Source organism: Bradyrhizobium sp. WSM2254 (genome assembly GCF_000472645.1).
Taxonomy (GTDB): Bacteria; Pseudomonadota; Alphaproteobacteria; order Rhizobiales; family Xanthobacteraceae; genus Bradyrhizobium; species Bradyrhizobium niftali.
Genome location: NZ_KI421446.1, coordinates 231,462 through 246,890, shown reverse-complemented (window position 1 = coordinate 246,890; position 15,429 = coordinate 231,462). Strand labels below are relative to the sequence as shown.

Sequence of the window (15,429 nt, the reverse complement as noted above, 5' to 3'; positions counted from 1 at the left end):
GGCAAACTGCCGCGTTGCGCGAGAGGATGCGCTTTGGCATAAAAGCTCTACCGGTTACGCCATTGGGCGATGGCGGCCGGCCTGCGGGACGTTATGAAGAACGGCCTCTATTCGATCCACGTGAACCTGCTCGATGGTCGAGTCGGCAAGGGCAGCGGCGTGATTCTTTTCCGCGACGGCAAGATCCTTGGCGGCGATGCCTACCTCTATTACACCGGCAGTTATGTGGTGAAGGATGACCACTCCTTCAAAGGCGAGGTGCTGGTGCAGCGGCACACCTCACCGCGGGGCGACGACAATCCGCTGTTCGGCGGACCGGCGCCGGTCGGCATCGGTGTCAGCGGGACCTACACGGACACCCGCGCGGAGATGACGGGAACGGCGCTCGTCGGCAAGGCCAGCCTGATTTTCGGCGCGACGCTGCACAAGCTCGCCGACGTGGATTAGCTATTCCGCCGCCTGCTCGAGCGGCGCCGTGCGCGGCAGGATGATCTGGATGCGCGTGCCCCCGCCCGGCTCGGAATCGAGATCGAGCCGGCCGCCGAGCCGGTTGGTGACGATGCTGTAGACGATGTGCAGCCCGAGTCCGGTGCCGCCCTGGTCGCGCCGCGTCGTGAAGAACGGATCGAAGGCGCGGCGGCGGACGTCGAGCGACATGCCGCAGCCGTTGTCGGAGAAGATGATCTCGACATTGTCCTTGCCGGACTCGCGCACCTGGATGTCGATGATCCCCGGACGCCCGTCGGGAAAGGCGTGCGCCACGGAATTGAGGAACAGGTTGGTCAGCACCTGTCCGTACGGGCCGGGATAGCTGTTCATGGTCAGGCTTGGCTGGCAATCGACGTTGAGCGTCAGATTGTGTTTGCGCAGGCCCGGCCGCAGGCTCATCACCACCTGCTCGGTGAGGTCGCCGAGATCGAAGCTGCGCTGGTCCGAATAGTTGCGGTCGGCGGCGACCTGCTTGAACGACTGGATCAGCTCGGCGGCGCGATTGAGATTGGAGACGAGTTGCGAGGATGCGTCGCGGCTGGTGTTGAGGAAGTCGTTGAGCGTGGAGCGGCGAAGCTCGCCGCGCTCGACCTCGGACGTGAATATCGCGGTCTTGCGCTCCAGCGCTGAGGCGACCGTCAGGCTGATGCCGACGGGATTGTTGACCTCGTGCGCGACGCCCGCGACCAGCCGTCCGAGCGCGGCGAGCTTCTCCGCCTCGATCAGCGAGGCCTGGGTCTCGCGCAGGTTGCGCAGCGCGGTCTCCGCCGATTCCTTGGCTTTGCGCATCTCCTGCTCGCCGCGCTTGCGCTCGCCGATGTCGAGCGCCACCGTGACGATCCGCTCGATCTCGCCCTCGGCATCGAGCAGCGGCAGCTTATTGACCAGCCATTGCCGCATGTTGCCGGAGCTATCCTTGTACTCCTCCTCGTAGAAGCCGAGGCCCTTGCGGAGCTTGAGCACGCGCTTGTCGTTCTCGTCGGTCTTGGCCGCACCGTAGCGCGACATCAGGTCCGCGGTGGTGCGGCCGAGCGCATCGCCGGGCTCGATGCCGAAGATGCCGGCCATGTAGCGGTTCATCAGCACATAGCGCAGGTCGCGGTCCTTGACGTTGATGACCGCGGGCACGGTATCGATGACCTGCTGGAGCAGGCGCCGGCCTTCGGCGATGGCGTCTTCCGCCCGCTTCTGGTCGGTGATGTCGCGCAGCGTGCCCTCGTAGCGGATGATCTTGCCCTGCTCATCCCGCACGCCGGTCGCGCTGTCGGAGAGCCAGAGGATGTCGCCGCTGCGCTGGCGCACCTGGTACTCGAACTCACGCACCATGCCGTCGCGATGCATGAGCCGCTGATACTCGACGCGCGCCTCGGGATGGACGTAGATCGTGTGGGCGATGTCGTTGATGCTGTCGATCAGGTGCTGCGGGCTGTCATAGCCCATCATCCGCGCCAGCGCCGGATTGGCGTTGAGGAGGTCGCCGGCCGGTGTCGTCACGTAGATGCCGTCGACCGAGCCCTCGAACAGCTTCCGGTAGCTCTCTTCGGCGAGGCGCTGCTCGGTGAGCGCGCGCACCGCCGCCTCGCGCGCGGTGTCGGCCTCCTCCAGCGCGCGGCGGAACACTTCGGCGGCGCGTGCGATGTCGCCGATCTCGTTGTCGACATCGGCGGACGGGATCGAGGTGTCTTTCTGGCCGGCCGCAAGCGCGCGAATCGACCTTGCGATCTGGGCCAGCGGACGCACCGTCCGCCGCACCACGAAGCCGGCCGCGAGGATGCCGATCAGCACGCCGATGCTGCCGAGCACGATGCTCTGCCACCGCGCCTCCGTGAGCGTGCGGGCAAAATCGCGCGACAGCACGTGACCGCGCCTTGCGCTGACCTCGCGCAGCAATTCGGTGACGCGGCCGATCAGCCGGCCCTCGGTGCCGAGCACCTCGCGGTCGATGTCGGCGATCTGCCGCTCCCGGACGGCGACCGCCATGATCGCCTCGGCGTAAGCATTCACGGCCGTCCTGAGCTTGGCGTCGGCGATGTCCATCGTCCGCATGTTCTGCGCGGCCTGCTCGGCCGCGGAGGGATTGCGCGCGAGCAGCCCGAGCGCGATCCGGCTCTGCGCCTCGGACAGGCGGGAGGCGAGCTCGCGGTCCGCGGTGCCGGAGACGGCCACGTCGAACTGCTCACGCAGCGGCGGCAGTCCGGCCAGCAGCTGGGCACGGCGGTCGATCAGGGTGGAGATCCGCTCGAGGCCGTTGCGATAGGTCGCAAGGCGCTCGGTGACCCCGTCGATCATGTCCTGCTGCTCGGGCGCGAGCTCGATGCGGGTCTTCTTCAGGATGTCGCTGAGCGTCGAGGCCGCCTCGCCCACCTGCTTGAACTGGATGCCGGCGCCGGGGTCGGTGACGAAGTCGCGCGCAGCAAGGCGCAATTCGTTCATGCGGCGGTCGATGTCCTCGGCGAGGTCGCCGACGCTCTGGAGCCGCTGCAACTCGGCAAAGGTCGTGTCGATGTGCCGGATCGCGATCACGCTCGCGGTCGAGGTGACGATGATCACCGCCAGCACCAGGATGAAGCTTCCGAACGTAAGCTGGCCGATGGACAGCGAAAAGATTCGCTTTTTCTCGGGGGGCGGCGTCAATTCGGCGGACATTGGTGCGTTGAGGGACCGGCTGCTACTGGAAGCCCAATATACGACGTATTGCACGCCCGGGGGAACATGCCTCCCGCCTCGGAATATCCTTAATATCGTGGTTCTCGGCCCGCCCTCCCCGCCGGCTTTATGACGTTTTGACGCTCGTCCGCCGCCGGGCCGGGATGGTCATGGCGGCGACGCCGAGGACGACGCAGGCGAGCCCGATCCAGGCGGTTCGGCTCAAGGTCTCGCCGAGGAAGGCGACGCTGATGGCGACCCCGATCGGCACGCGCAGATAGGCCTGCGCGGTGGTCCCGACCGAGCCCAGGGTCTGGATCAGGCGGAAATAGATCGCGAACGCCGCCGCGGTCGAGAACACCGCGAGCGCGAGCAGCGCCAGCACGGAACTCAGCGACGGCGACAGCGTCCAGGGCTGCTCGACGATCAGCGAGGCCGGGATCAGGGCCGCCGCGCCCGCCAGCAGCGAGCCGGCGGCAGGGGCCATCGGGTCGAGACCCCTGAAGCTGCGGCCGAAGATCGCGGCGCAGGCGTAGCAGATGGTGGCCGCAACGATGGCAGCTTCCGCGACGAGGCCGCTGCCGATGTCGTGAAAGGCATCGACGCCGACGATCAGCAGGATGCCGGCCATTCCCGCCACGACGCCGAACAGCTTTCGCGGTGTCGTCACCTCGTGGCGGGTCACGACCGCCGTGAGCAGGAAGGTAAAGATCGGCCCGGCCGAGTTGAGAATGGTGGCGAGGGCGGCGTCGACATGGCGCTCGCCCCAGGCGATCAGCGTCCAGGGGATGACGCTGTTGAGCACGGCCTGGAACGCGAAGCGCTGCCAGGTCGCGGCATCCGTCGGCATCTTGATGCCGCGCGCCCACATGACGACCAGCAGCAGCAATCCCGCAATCGCAGTGCGTGCCGCGATCAGCGTGATCGGTGGAATGGTGGCGACGCCGAGCTTGATGAAGGTGTAGGAGCCGCCCCACAGCGTTGCGAGCGCGACCAGCAGCGCCAGCTCGACGGCGATATTGGTGTCCTGCCGGTTGTCCATTCTGCGCCCCGTCCATTCGCGATGGACGGAACCTAGCGCGTCCGCAAGCGCCAATACTTCGCTGCGTGTCGAAGTGTATTAGCCGACTGCGCCGACCTCGAACACCTCGCCGTCATAGCCGGCCTCGCGGGGAATGCGGAGCTGGCGGCCGGTTTCGGTCTTGGTCATGACAGGCATCACAGTGACGATGGACATGCCGCGGGCGTGCTCCAGCGCGGCATCAACGCTGCTCTGCTTGGCGAGCCGGATCAGATTGCGCGTGGTCGGGAACGGCAGCTTGAAGCGGCCGCTCTCGCCGCCCTCCACCGCCTCGCGCGGCGAGACCCAGATCGAATCGGTCGACTCGCGGCCGTCATGCGCGCCGAGCTGGTCCGGGGGCGCCGCGGCCAGGAAGAACCAGGTGTCGAACCGCTTCGGCATGCCCTCCGGCGTGATCCAGTGTGCATAGGGCACGAGCGTGTCGAGCGCGAGCTGGAGGCCGTTGTCGGCGAGGATGCTGAGGAAGCTGATCTTGTGCTCGTTGAGCGCGACGCGATGCTTGTCGGCGAGCTCGCCGGCGCGCCTGGCATCAACAGGCGTCCCCGAGTCCTTCGCGCGCGCCAGCAGGATGCCGCTCTCTTCAAAAGTCTCGCGGATCGCGGCGATACGAAAACCGCGCTCCGCTTCGCTGAGGCCCTCGCCGCCCGAATACAGGTCGGACCGCGCGACAATCTCGTTGTCGCCGGCATCGACGCTGCCGCCCGGAAACACCAGCGCGCCCGAGTTGAACTCGATCTGATGATGGCGGACCATCATGAAGACTTCCACCTCCTCCGTTCCGTCACGGAGCAGGAGGATCGTCGACGCGGGGCGTGATGCTGATGTCTCGGCCATGCAACTAACCTGCCGCGCTGGATTGCGGCTGGAGATTGGCGCGCTTGTCGACCTTCGCCACGCGCGACAGCAGGTACTCGACCTCGGCCTTCGCCGTCGCCGTGATCGTCGCGCCAGGCTTGCGCTGCGCGCTGGAGGCGATGATGCCGCGCTTCTGGAGCACGTGTTTGCGCACGGCGAGGCCGGCGCCCGGCTGCTGCTCGTAACGGATCAGCGGCAGATGCGCGTCGAACAGGTCATGCGCGGCATCGCGCTTGCCGGCCCTGGAGAGGTTCACGACGTCGATCAACAACTCGGGGAACGCATAGCCGGTCATGGCACCGTCGGCGCCGCGCTCCATCTCGAAATCGAGGAACGTGCCGCCATTGCCGCAGAGGATCGAGAGCGGGCGAAGCGAGCCGTCCTTCTGGAAGCCGCGCAGGGTCGTGATCTTCTCCAGTCCCGGCCAGTCCTCGTGCTTGAGCATCACGCAATTCGGATTGTCCATGACGATCTTGCGGATCACGGCCGGCGTAAACACCACCTGCAAGGTCAGCGGATAATCCTGGAGCACCCAGGGCACATCAGGGCCGATGGCCTCGGCCGCCTGCTTGAAATAGCCGACGATCTGGTCGTCGGTGCGGAGCGAGGGCGGCGGCGCGATCATGACGCCGGCGGCGCCCGCGTCCATCGAGGCCTTCGCCAGCGAGCGCATGGTGGCAAATCCCGGCGCGGAGACGCCGACGATCACCTGCATCTTCTTGGCGCGCTTGACGAAGCGAACGGCCACCTGCTCGGCCTCGGCGGCATCGAGCTTCGGCGCCTCGCCGAGGATGCCCAGCACCGTGACGCCGTCGCAGCCGACCTCCTCGTAGAAATCGGTCAGGCGGTCGATCGAACGCTCGTCGATCCGGCCGTCGTCGTGGAACGGCGTCGGCGCGATTGCGAAGGTACCCTTGGCGTCGGCGGTCAGTTTCATCAGTCTCTCTCTTTCTCCGTCATTCCGGGGCGCGCGCAGCGCGAACCCGGAATCTCGAGGTTCCGGGTTCACGCTTCGCGTGCCCCGGAACGACAAATCAGCCTAAAACCGCCGCGCCCCCATCTTGATCTGCTCCTCGGAGAAGAAGATCTCCTTGGCATGATCGGCGATGTCCTGGGCCTTCCAGCCCGAGTGCGGCGGTTTCCAGCCTTCCATTTCCATCATCCGCATTTCGCGCACGCCGCGGGGCCCGGACACGCCCAGCACCTTGCCGGTCTGGTCGCCCGACAAGTCGCTGACCATGTATAGCACGGCCGGCGCGATGCCGTCCGGCCCGAGCGCCGCCGAGGGGTTCTCCTTATAGCGGGGCAGGTCTGCGGTCATGCGGGTCAACGCGCCCGGGGCCAGCGTCCAGATCCGGATGTTGTACTTGCGGCCCTCGATCGCCAGCACGTTGGACAGGCCCCAGATGCCGCCCTTGGCCGCGCCGTAGTTGGTCTGGCCGAAATTGCCGATCAGCCCTGATGTCGAGGAGGTGTTGACGATGACGCCGCCGCCGTTTTCCCGCATCCAGCGAAACACCGGCATGGTGCAACAAAAGGTACCCTTCAGATGCACCTTGATGACCTTGTCCCAGTCGGCCTCGGAGGCCTTGGCGAAGGTCTGGTCGCGCAAGATGCCGGCATTGTTGACGAGGATGTCGGCGCGGCCGAAATGCCTGATGGCGTCGTCGAACACCGACTGGCCGCCCTCCATGGTGGAGATGTCGGCGCCGTTGGCGACCGCCTTGCCGCCCTCGGCCTTGATCGCGTCCACCACAAGCTGTGCCATCGACTTGTCGGCACCGGAGCCGTCGCGGGGGCCGCCGAGATCGTTGACGACGACGGATGCCCCTTCCCGCGCGAACAGCTTCGCATAGGCCTCACCGAGCCCGCCGCCCGCACCGGTGATCAGCGCAACCTTGCCGTCGAGTAATCCCATGGTGGCTTCTCCCTGTTTTATTATTGTCATTCCGGGACAGCGCGCAGCGCTGAACCCGGAATCCAGAGGTTGTCGCACGAGATTCCGGGTTCGCGCTTCGCGCGCCCCGGAATGACAGCGAAAACTAACCCAGCACCGTCCTGCCGTTCTTGATCACCGTGACGCCGCGCGACTTCACCTTGGCTTCGAACGAGATCACGTTGCCGTCCTTCCAGAGGTCCATGGTCACGGTCTCGCCGGGATAGACCGGGGACGAGAACCGCGCCACGTGCTGGCGGAAGGCGCTCGCGTCGTAGTCGGCGTAGGTCTGGAGCACGCCGCGGCAGGTGATGCCGTAGGTGCACATGCCGTGCAGGATCGGACGCGGGAAGCCGGCCTTGTTCGCAAACTCCGGATCGGAGTGAAGCGGGTTGCGGTCGCCGCACAGGCGATAGACCAGTGCCTGGTCGGGACGCGTCGTGATGTCGATGGTCTTGTCCGGCGCCCGCGCCGGGATCTTGTGCGGATCGGGCTGGGTCAGGTTCGGGCCGCCAAAACCGCCATCGCCGCGGGCGAAGCGCGAGGCCACCAGCGTTGCGAGCTTTTCGCCCTTCTCGTTCTTCAGCACGGTCTGGTGGCTGATGACGACGCCCTTGTCCTTGCCCTTGTCGTAGACCTCGAGCACCGTGGAGTCGGCGGTGATGTGCGCGGCCACCGGCAGCGGCTGGTGAAAGGTGATGTCGCGCTCTCCGTCGACCACCATCACGCGGTTGAGGTTCATCTCGCCCGGCCCCGATCCCCACGCCGCGACGGAGGCGAAGGTCGGCACCACCTTCAGCGGCCGCGGTGTCAGCGTGCCCTCGTTGACGAAGGCGAGCTCCCTCTCGTCCATCGGATCGGCGCCGAGCCCGATGCCGTAGGCGTACAGCATCACCTCGCGATCGGTGTAGGCGTATTTCTGGCCGAGGTTTTTCAGGCCTTTGAGTTCTTCGTATCTGGCGGACATTTTGGTGATTTCCTCTCCGAATTCTTATGCGCCGCTGCCAGTCGAGGTGCCCTCTCCCCTTGCGGGAGAGGGCTGCGAGAGCCGTGCAGCAAACTCGTTTGGGTGAGGGGTTTGCTCCGCATTGAGCAATCTCTCTGCGGAGAGAACCCCTCATCCGGCGCCGTAGCCGGAGCTTCGCTTCGGCGTCCTTTTTTAGAACGGCCGCCGGAGGCGGCCTATGCCACCTTCCCCCGCAAGGGGGGAAGGAAGAAAACAATCAGACCGGCGTGAAGAACGGCAGCGGCGCGCCGTCGGTCGGCTTGAACACCACCTTCACCTTCTGGCCGATCTTCAGCTTCTCGAGATCGCAATCGACGAAGTTGGTCTGCACCGACGGGCCTTCCTTTAGCGTGACGTAGCCGATGGCGTAGGGGCCGGTCGGCGACTTCCGCATCAGGCTCCAGGTGTAGATCGTGCCCTCGCCCGAAGCCTCCTCCCACACCGTCTTGTCGGAGTAGCAGAACGGGCAGATCGAGCGCGGGAAGTAATGCGCTTCGCCGCACGCTGTGCAGCGCTTGATCATGAACTTGCCCTGCTTCGCTGCGTCCCAGAACGCGGCGGTCTCTGGGTTCGTTACGGGAGCCGGATACTTCTTTGCATCTACCATCACACGCGCTCCAGAATGGCCGTCGAGGCGGCGTGGCGAACGCCCAAAAGGCCGCCGGTGCCGTGCGCGATGGCGAGATCGCAGTTCTTGACCTGCACCTTCGGATGCGCCTCGCCGCGCAGCTGCCGGACGGCCTCGATGATCTTGGTCATGCCACCGCGGTTGACGGGATGGTTGCTGCACAGGCCGCCGCCGTCGGTGTTGAACGGCAGCTTGCCGACGCCCGAGATCAGGTTGCCATCGGCGACGAACTTGCCGCCCTCGCCCTTCTTGCAGAAGCCGAGGTCCTCGAGCTGCATCAGCACGGTGATGGTGAAGCTGTCGTAGATCGAGGCGTATTTGATGTCCTTCGGCGTGATGCCGGCTTCCTCGAACGCGCGCGGGCCGGACCAGATGCCTGCGGAGTAAGTGAGATCGAGATCCTTGCCGCCGCGCGGACCCTTCATCGCCTCGCCATGGCCGATCAGCTTAACAAGCGGCTTCTTCAGGCTCCTGGCGATCTCCGGCGTCGTCACGATCAGCGCGCCGCCGCCGTCGGAGACGACGCAGCAATCCATGCGATGCAAGGGATCGGAGATCATCGGCGAGTTCAGGACGTCCTCGACGGTGACGACGTCCTTCAGCATCGCATGCGGATTGTACTGCGCGTGGTGCGAGGCCGCGACCTTGATCCAGGCGAGCTGCTCGGAGGTGGTGCCATAGTCGTGCATATGGCGCATGGCACACATGCCGTAGGCATTGTGGGTGGTCGCACCGTAAGCGGATTCAAAATCAACTTCGGCGCCCGCCGCGCGCGGCGGCATAGCGCCGGTGCGCGGCTTGCCGGCCAGCGTGATCAGCGCGATCGAGCACTTGCCCGCGGCGATGGCTTCAGAGGCATGGCCGAGATGGATGATGTAGGAACAGCCGCCGGTCTCGGTCGAATCGACGTGACGGAGCTTCTTGGTGTTCAGGCCGAGATAGTCGACCATCGGCCAGGCGCCGCCGGGCGCGTCGCCCGCGCAGAAATAGCCGTCGACATCGTCCTTGCTGAGCCCGGCATCCTCGATCGCGCCCTTGGCGACCTCGGCATGGAGCTGGGCGGTGGATTTGTCCGGCGCATGCCGGGTCGGGTGTTCGTAGATCCCGGCAATGTAGGCCTTGCCCTTGATGGTCAAAACGTCAGGTCTCCGCTCGCGTTTCTTCTTGGCTCTTTTTTCTGAACCGCGGGGGCCAGCTTGGCAAGCGCGGAAATATTCCGTCGGGCGAGAGGCTAGCGGGTTGGCGCAAGTGGGGTCCAATCTCGCCTGCCTCCACATCGTCATTGCGAGCGCAGCGAAGCAATCCAGACCGCCAACCGCGGAGAGATCCTGGATTGCTTCGCTGCGCTCGCAATGACGGAGTTCGTGGGCACGGACGGCGCTGTTTCAACTCAAAACTGGCTCGTAGACACACCCCGCGTCCTCGCGGCATGTCCTGCCCGAGCCAGGCTTCCGTCTTGCTCCCCCTGGGAACAGAGGGCGCAGGGAAGACCGGGTGCCGGCCGGGCACCCACGGTCCGCTGTGCGCGAATGCGCGAAGAACAGATGCACAGCGGCATACAGGTGCAGCCAAACAACCGGCCTTCCCTGCGCAGTGGCTTTACGGCTTATGTCGTGCTCTCCCCGGGGAGCGATGCACTATTGCCCCCGTCGCCTTGCGAGCGATCGCAAGACTTGACGCACAGACCCCGGGCGTCAGGACCACACGATTTTGCCGTACGCGAGACCGCGCCCGTCGTGCCGCGAGACAATCGCTCGCGTGACGCAGCCCGCGTCCACCGCCGCTCACCCCGCGTTTCGTGACGATCGCGATACGCCCCTCTGACTGGGATGAGGTGGCAGCCAAATACGACAATTCCGAATTTCGGTAAAGCTGAATATTTTTGCGCGCCCGGATTGACCCATGGCGTGGGTGTTTTGCCCGACGGGCAACACAAGGGACGGTGTCGTCGGTCCAGGAGTCAACCGGAACGTCTCAGCCTCCAGAACGAGCCAGCAGCTTCGAAATTCTGATCTCGGCCGCTCCGGCACCAAATAAGCCATCGCCATCCAATCCTTGTAGGTCGTCGTAACCCAAAAGGGGCTCCGACACGCTACTTATCGGATCACTGTCGGTGTACCGAACCAACCAAGCTCTTTTCGATATGGGATCTCGCCTGACAAAGTCGGGGATGGGCCAATCCGCTCGACGCCAGAGCGGCACCTTGCCAATGACCGTCCAGCGTCCCTCAATCAAACCGAGATCTCCGAAGCGCAATCTGGCGACAGCACGATCAGGATGAAGCTCATCAAGTGTCGCCGATGCCGCCTCTTCGAGAGGCGGACCAAAGAAATATCCGACGAGGACTCTCCCCCGCCGGGCCGATCGCGCCACCACACCACGAGCAAATCCTTCGTTTCGAAGTGGCAGCACAAATACTGAGCCTTCTTCGTAGGGTAGCTTCATTTTACTATCCATGGCGCTATGCGCCTTTGCCTACCCTACGAGACCTTGCGTCGTCCCTGCCAGTTGCCTTCCGTCAGGTCGGGCTGTGCAGCACGGGCTTCGGCAGATGCTTCCGCGGCCCAGGGAAAATGACCGTCGCGATCGGGGTACACGAGGTGGAGACACTCGAACTCGTCATTGCCATAGAACCACCTGCTCCAGCCAAGGTAGTTTGGGTATTGCCGCAACGAAACCGGCAGAAAGACCGCGGCGACGTTCTGAAAGACCGCATCGGTCGGCTCGCCGATCGGCGGGCGCCGCCCTGCCTCAAGCTCGCGATAGATCGTCCAGAACGTTTCCTGAGCGGTCTGTTGCCGCATCGAGAACAGGATCACCTCCGGAAAGCCAAACTTCAGCCAAAAGCCGGTCGTGTAGATGAAGCCCGGCCCCTCGCTGTCGGGCATGACATGTGTGCCGAACCAGCCGTGGTTGCGAATTTTCTCGACGAAGTTCTGCTCGTGTTTATCGAGCCGTTCGGTAGGCGCATCAAGGGCTGTGAACATCGCTCGCGCACCCTGTACTGGGAGAAGCGCGGATACGATTACCAAACCGCCCGGAACGGGTAAACCGCCAGTCTACTGCCTCACCTGCGGGCGCAACTGTCCCGGATTGCGCTTCGCTCCATCCGGGCTACGGGGCCTACTCCGCCGCGATCTGCCTTGGCGCCGGCGGCGGGCTGGCCAGGTCCGCCGCGAGCTGGGCGTAGCGGGCCTTGGCCTCAGTGACGGCCTTCTCCTTCACCGGGCCGTAGCCGCGGATGCGGTCGGGCAGCGACAGCAGTTCGACCGCGGTGTCGATCGTGAGCGGCGACAGCAGGCCGAGGACGGTGGCGACGTCCTTCTCGTAGCCGGCGATCAGATCGCGCTCGAGCTTGCGGTCGGCGCTGCGGCCGAAGATGTCGAGCGGCGTGCCGCGCAGGAACTTGAACTTCGCCAGTACGCGGAAGACGTTCAGCATCCAGGGGCCGAAGGCGCGCTTCTTCGGGCGGCCCAAGGCATCGACGCCACTCGCCAGGATCGGCGGCGCGAGGTTGAAGGTGAACTTGAAATCGCCCTCGAACTGATCGCGGAGCTGCTGCTCGAAGGCGCCGTCGGTGAAGAGGCGCGCGACTTCGTATTCGTCCTTGTAGGCCAGGAGCTTGGCATAGTTCACCGCGACCGCGCGCGGCAGTGCGTCGTCATAGCCACCTTGCCTCGCGGCATCGCGAACCTGGTCGACCAGCTTGCGATAGCGTTTTGCCAGGCGGCCGTTCTGATAGGCGGTCAGGTGCTTGGCACGATGCTCGATGACCTCGTCCAACGTCATTGCATCCAGCGCCTTCGGCGCAACGACCTCGTCCGTGCCCTTCAGCATGCCCGCAAGACGCTGGGGATCGGCGACCGCGAGGCGGCCGAGGCGGAAGGCTTCCTTGTTCATCTTGATCGAGACGCCGTTGACCTCGATCGCCTGCTCGATCGACTCCGCCGAGAGCGGCAGCAGCCCCTTCTGATAGGCATAGCCCATCATCATCATGTTGGTGGCGATGCTGTCGCCGAGGAGCTGCTCGGCCGGCTTCGTGAAGTCGAAGAACGCCGAGTCCTTGTGCAGGGCCGTTTCCAGCAGCCCGTTCAGCTTGCGGGTCTGGAAGTTGAAATCGCGGTTGAGGACGAAGTCGGCGGTGGGAATGACGTGGCTGTTGATGACGCCGCGGGTGCGGCTGGTGTCGCAGAGCGAGATCGTGTCCTTGGCGACCGCGACCACCTCGTCGGCAGCGAGCACGAGATCGGCCGTGCCGGTGACGATGCGCGAACACGTGACCTCGGCCGGATGATCGGACAGGCGGACATGGCTCAGCACCGCCCCGCCCTTCTGCGCGAGGCCCGACATGTCGAGGATCATCGAGGCCTTGCCCTCGATGTGGGCGGCCATGCCGAGCAGCGCGCCGATGGTCAACACGCCGGTGCCGCCAACGCCGCCGACGGCGATGTTGTAGGGCTTGTCCAGCGTCGGGCGCGAGGCCGGCTCCGGCAGCGCGCCGATCTCTTCAAGCTCGGCCGGCGCACGGTGGCGCGTCGCGCCGCCGTCGACGGTGACGAAGGACGGGCAGAACCCCTTCACGCAGGAATAGTCCTTGTTGCAGGACGACTGGTTGATGGCGCGCTTGCGGCCGAACTCGGTCTCCAGCGGCTCGACCGAGATGCAGTTCGACTGCACCGAGCAGTCGCCGCAGCCTTCGCAGACGGCGGGGTTGATCATGACGCGGCGCGCCGGATCCTCCATCAGGCCGCGCTTGCGGCGGCGGCGCTTTTCGGCGGCGCAGGTCTGCACGAACACGATCGCCGAGGTGCCCTTGTACTCGCGGCACATCTTCATGACGCTGTCGAGTTCGTCGCGGTGATACTTCTTCACGCCGGGCGCGATGGTGTCGGCGGGATACGTGTCGGGCGCTTCCGAGACCAGATAGATCTCGCGGATGCCCTCGGCGTGGAGCTGGAAGGTGATCTGCTGCGGCGAGAGATCGCCGTCATGACGCTGGCCGCCGGTCATGGCGACGGCGTCGTTGTAGAGGATCTTGTAGGTGATGTTGGTCTTGGAGGCGACCGCCTGGCGAATGGCGAGCAGACCGGAGTGGAAATAGGTGCCGTCACCAAGGTTCGCGAAAATGTGGTTCTCGTTGGTGAAGGGCGCGATGCCGACCCACGGCACGCCCTCGCCGCCCATATGCGTGAACGTCTCGGTCGAGCGGTCCATCCACAGCGCCATGAAGTGACAGCCGATGCCGGCGAGCGCGCGGCTGCCTTCGGGGACCTTGGTGGACGTGTTGTGGGGACAGCCGGAGCAGAAATACGGCACGCGAGAAACAGGCGCTGTCGCTTGCATCTGGGTGGCCTGACGGCCGTTGAACCAGTCGGCCTTGGCGCGGAGCATCTCCGCGATCTCTGGGTTGAGATTAAGTCGAAGCAGCCGCTCGGTGATCGAGGTCGCAAGCGAGGCGACGCTGAGCTCGGCGGCGAAGGTCAGGAAGCGCTTGTCGTGCTCGTCCATCTTGCCGACGATGCGCGGGCGGACGTCGTCGCGCCAGTTGAACAGCTCCTGCTTGACCTGGTTCTCGACGATCTCGCGCCGCTCTTCGATGATGAAAATCTCTTCGAGCCCGACCGCGAACTGGCGCACGCCTTCCGGCTCCAGCGGCCAGGGCATGCCGATCTTGTAGAGACGAAGGCCGATCTTGGCGGCCACCTCCTCGGTGATCCCGAGCTCGCGCAGCGCTTGCCGCACGTCCTCGTAGCTCTTGCCGGACGCCATGATGCCGAAGCGCGCATTCGGCGAATCCATGGTGACGCGGTTGACCTTGTTGGCGCGCGCAAAGGCGATCGCGGCAAAGCCCTTGTAGTCCTGGAGGCGGCGGTCCTGCTCGAAGCGGTCGTCGGGCCAGCGCAGGTTGAGGCCGCCGGGCGGCAGCTCGAAATCGGGCGGGATGATGAAGGGCTTCATCTCGTCGGTGAGGTCGATCTCGGCGGTGGTCTCCACCGTCTCCGTGATCACCTTCATGCCGACCCAGCAGCCCGAGTAGCGCGACATCGCGATACCGAGCAGGCCCATCTCGATCATCTCGTGGATGCTGGACGGGTAGAGATACGGCATCAGCGCCGACATGAAGGCGTGGTCGGACTGATGCGGGACGGTCGAGGATTTTGCGCCGTGGTCGTCGCCGGCCAGGCACAGCACCCCGCCGTTCTTGGCCGAGCCCGCGGCATTGCCGTGGCGGAACACGTCGCCGCAGCGATCGACGCCGGGCCCCTTGCCGTACCAGATGCCGACCACACCGTCATACTTGGCGCCGGGCGAGAGGTTGAGCTGCTGCGAGCCCCAGACGGCGGTCGCGGCCAGGTCCTCGTTCACGCCGGGCTGGAACTTGATGTTGTACTGCTCGAGATGCTTTCGCGCCGCAAAGAGCTGCTGGTCATAGCCGCCGAGCGGCGAGCCGCGATAGCCGGAGATGAAGCCCGCGGTGTTGAGGCCATTGGCGCGGTCGCGCCGGATCTGGGCCATGGGCAGGCGAACCAGGGCCTGGATGCCCGTGGTGAAGACGTGTCCGGTGTCCTGGGTGTATTTTTGATCGAGACTGATCGGACCCTGGTTGATGCCCATGCTGTCCTCTTTCCACGCCCTGTTCAGGTCTTTGTCACTTAACGTCGCTTAAGCCGTTGCCTGCCCGTTGTTTTTAGCTAGGGCGCGCCGACCGTCTCCGACACTCTATGTCGGATATTTAACGCTCCGCACCACAAATCTGGACCAAAGGGAGCGCCGGGTAAAAATCGCAA

12 protein-coding genes are annotated in these 15,429 nt (G+C 65.1%); 1 reads left to right on the top strand and 11 read right to left on the bottom strand.

Annotated features, from left to right (window positions below; genetic code table 11):
• The first annotated feature begins 93 nt into the window (after positions 1–93).
• Positions 94–447: a GrlR family regulatory protein gene (locus A3M7_RS0141920; protein ID WP_027549252.1), complete on the top strand. Its 354-nt coding sequence runs from the start codon at positions 94–96 to the stop codon at positions 445–447.
• Here A3M7_RS0141920 and A3M7_RS0141915 read toward each other — a convergent pair whose 3' ends face one another.
• The 11 genes from A3M7_RS0141915 to A3M7_RS0141870 form a co-directional block, all read right to left on the bottom strand.
• Positions 448–3,135: a PAS domain S-box protein gene (locus A3M7_RS0141915; RefSeq protein WP_027549251.1), complete on the bottom strand. Its 2,688-nt coding sequence runs from the start codon at positions 3,133–3,135 to the stop codon at positions 448–450.
• A 127-nt stretch (positions 3,136–3,262) separates the two neighbouring features.
• Entirely contained in the window at positions 3,263–4,177 is a 915-nt protein-coding gene (locus A3M7_RS0141910) for a DMT family transporter (RefSeq protein ID WP_027549250.1), read from the bottom strand.
• 78 nt (positions 4,178–4,255) lie between these two features.
• Entirely contained in the window at positions 4,256–5,050 is a 795-nt protein-coding gene (locus tag A3M7_RS0141905; protein ID WP_027549249.1) for an NUDIX domain-containing protein, read from the bottom strand.
• Positions 5,051–5,054: 4 nt separating this feature from the next.
• Positions 5,055–6,008 (bottom strand): dihydrodipicolinate synthase family protein, encoded by a 954-nt coding sequence (locus A3M7_RS0141900; RefSeq protein ID WP_027549248.1) that lies wholly within the window; start codon positions 6,006–6,008, stop codon positions 5,055–5,057.
• A 102-nt stretch (positions 6,009–6,110) separates the two neighbouring features.
• Complete coding sequence (locus tag A3M7_RS0141895) at positions 6,111–6,989, bottom strand: SDR family oxidoreductase (protein WP_027549247.1); 879 nt, start codon at positions 6,987–6,989, stop codon at positions 6,111–6,113.
• A gap of 124 nt (positions 6,990–7,113) precedes the next feature.
• Positions 7,114–7,974: a MaoC family dehydratase gene (locus tag A3M7_RS0141890; protein ID WP_027549246.1), complete on the bottom strand. Its 861-nt coding sequence runs from the start codon at positions 7,972–7,974 to the stop codon at positions 7,114–7,116.
• Positions 7,975–8,230: 256 nt separating this feature from the next.
• Positions 8,231–8,620 carry a Zn-ribbon domain-containing OB-fold protein gene (locus tag A3M7_RS0141885; protein ID WP_027549245.1) on the bottom strand — a complete coding sequence of 130 codons (390 nt, stop codon included), beginning with the start codon at positions 8,618–8,620 and terminating at the stop codon, positions 8,231–8,233.
• Entirely contained in the window at positions 8,620–9,777 is a 1,158-nt protein-coding gene (locus A3M7_RS0141880) for a thiolase domain-containing protein (RefSeq protein ID WP_027549244.1), read from the bottom strand. Before A3M7_RS0141880 ends, A3M7_RS0141885 begins: the two co-directional genes overlap by 1 nt.
• Positions 9,778–10,615: 838 nt before the next feature.
• A complete protein-coding gene (locus tag A3M7_RS48120; RefSeq protein WP_084303016.1) occupies positions 10,616–11,086 on the bottom strand; it encodes an immunity 26/phosphotriesterase HocA family protein in 471 nt (156 codons plus the stop codon).
• Between the two features lie 35 nt (positions 11,087–11,121).
• Positions 11,122–11,628: a DUF4262 domain-containing protein gene (locus tag A3M7_RS0141875; protein WP_027549243.1), complete on the bottom strand. Its 507-nt coding sequence runs from the start codon at positions 11,626–11,628 to the stop codon at positions 11,122–11,124.
• Between the two features lie 136 nt (positions 11,629–11,764).
• Positions 11,765–15,256, bottom strand: a complete 3,492-nt coding sequence (locus tag A3M7_RS0141870; protein WP_027549242.1) for an indolepyruvate ferredoxin oxidoreductase family protein — start codon at positions 15,254–15,256, stop codon at positions 11,765–11,767.
• Positions 15,257–15,429 lie beyond the last annotated feature (173 nt).

Excerpts from the sequence above, each read along its gene's own strand:
- A3M7_RS0141905 (WP_027549249.1), bottom strand. The coding sequence starts at position 5,050 with ATGGCCGAGACATCAGCATCACGCCCCGCGTCGACGATCCTCCTGCTC.
- A3M7_RS0141885 (WP_027549245.1), bottom strand. The coding sequence starts at position 8,620 with ATGGTAGATGCAAAGAAGTATCCGGCTCCCGTAACGAACCCAGAGACC.
- A3M7_RS48120 (WP_084303016.1), bottom strand. The coding sequence starts at position 11,086 with ATGAAGCTACCCTACGAAGAAGGCTCAGTATTTGTGCTGCCACTTCGA.
- A3M7_RS0141900 (WP_027549248.1), bottom strand. The coding sequence starts at position 6,008 with ATGAAACTGACCGCCGACGCCAAGGGTACCTTCGCAATCGCGCCGACG.
- A3M7_RS0141895 (WP_027549247.1), bottom strand. The coding sequence starts at position 6,989 with ATGGGATTACTCGACGGCAAGGTTGCGCTGATCACCGGTGCGGGCGGC.
- A3M7_RS0141875 (WP_027549243.1), bottom strand. The coding sequence starts at position 11,628 with ATGTTCACAGCCCTTGATGCGCCTACCGAACGGCTCGATAAACACGAG.
- A3M7_RS0141915 (WP_027549251.1), bottom strand. The coding sequence starts at position 3,135 with ATGTCCGCCGAATTGACGCCGCCCCCCGAGAAAAAGCGAATCTTTTCG.
- A3M7_RS0141910 (WP_027549250.1), bottom strand. The coding sequence starts at position 4,177 with ATGGACAACCGGCAGGACACCAATATCGCCGTCGAGCTGGCGCTGCTG.
- A3M7_RS0141870 (WP_027549242.1), bottom strand. The coding sequence starts at position 15,256 with ATGGGCATCAACCAGGGTCCGATCAGTCTCGATCAAAAATACACCCAG.
- A3M7_RS0141920 (WP_027549252.1), top strand. The coding sequence starts at position 94 with ATGAAGAACGGCCTCTATTCGATCCACGTGAACCTGCTCGATGGTCGA.
- A3M7_RS0141890 (WP_027549246.1), bottom strand. The coding sequence starts at position 7,974 with ATGTCCGCCAGATACGAAGAACTCAAAGGCCTGAAAAACCTCGGCCAG.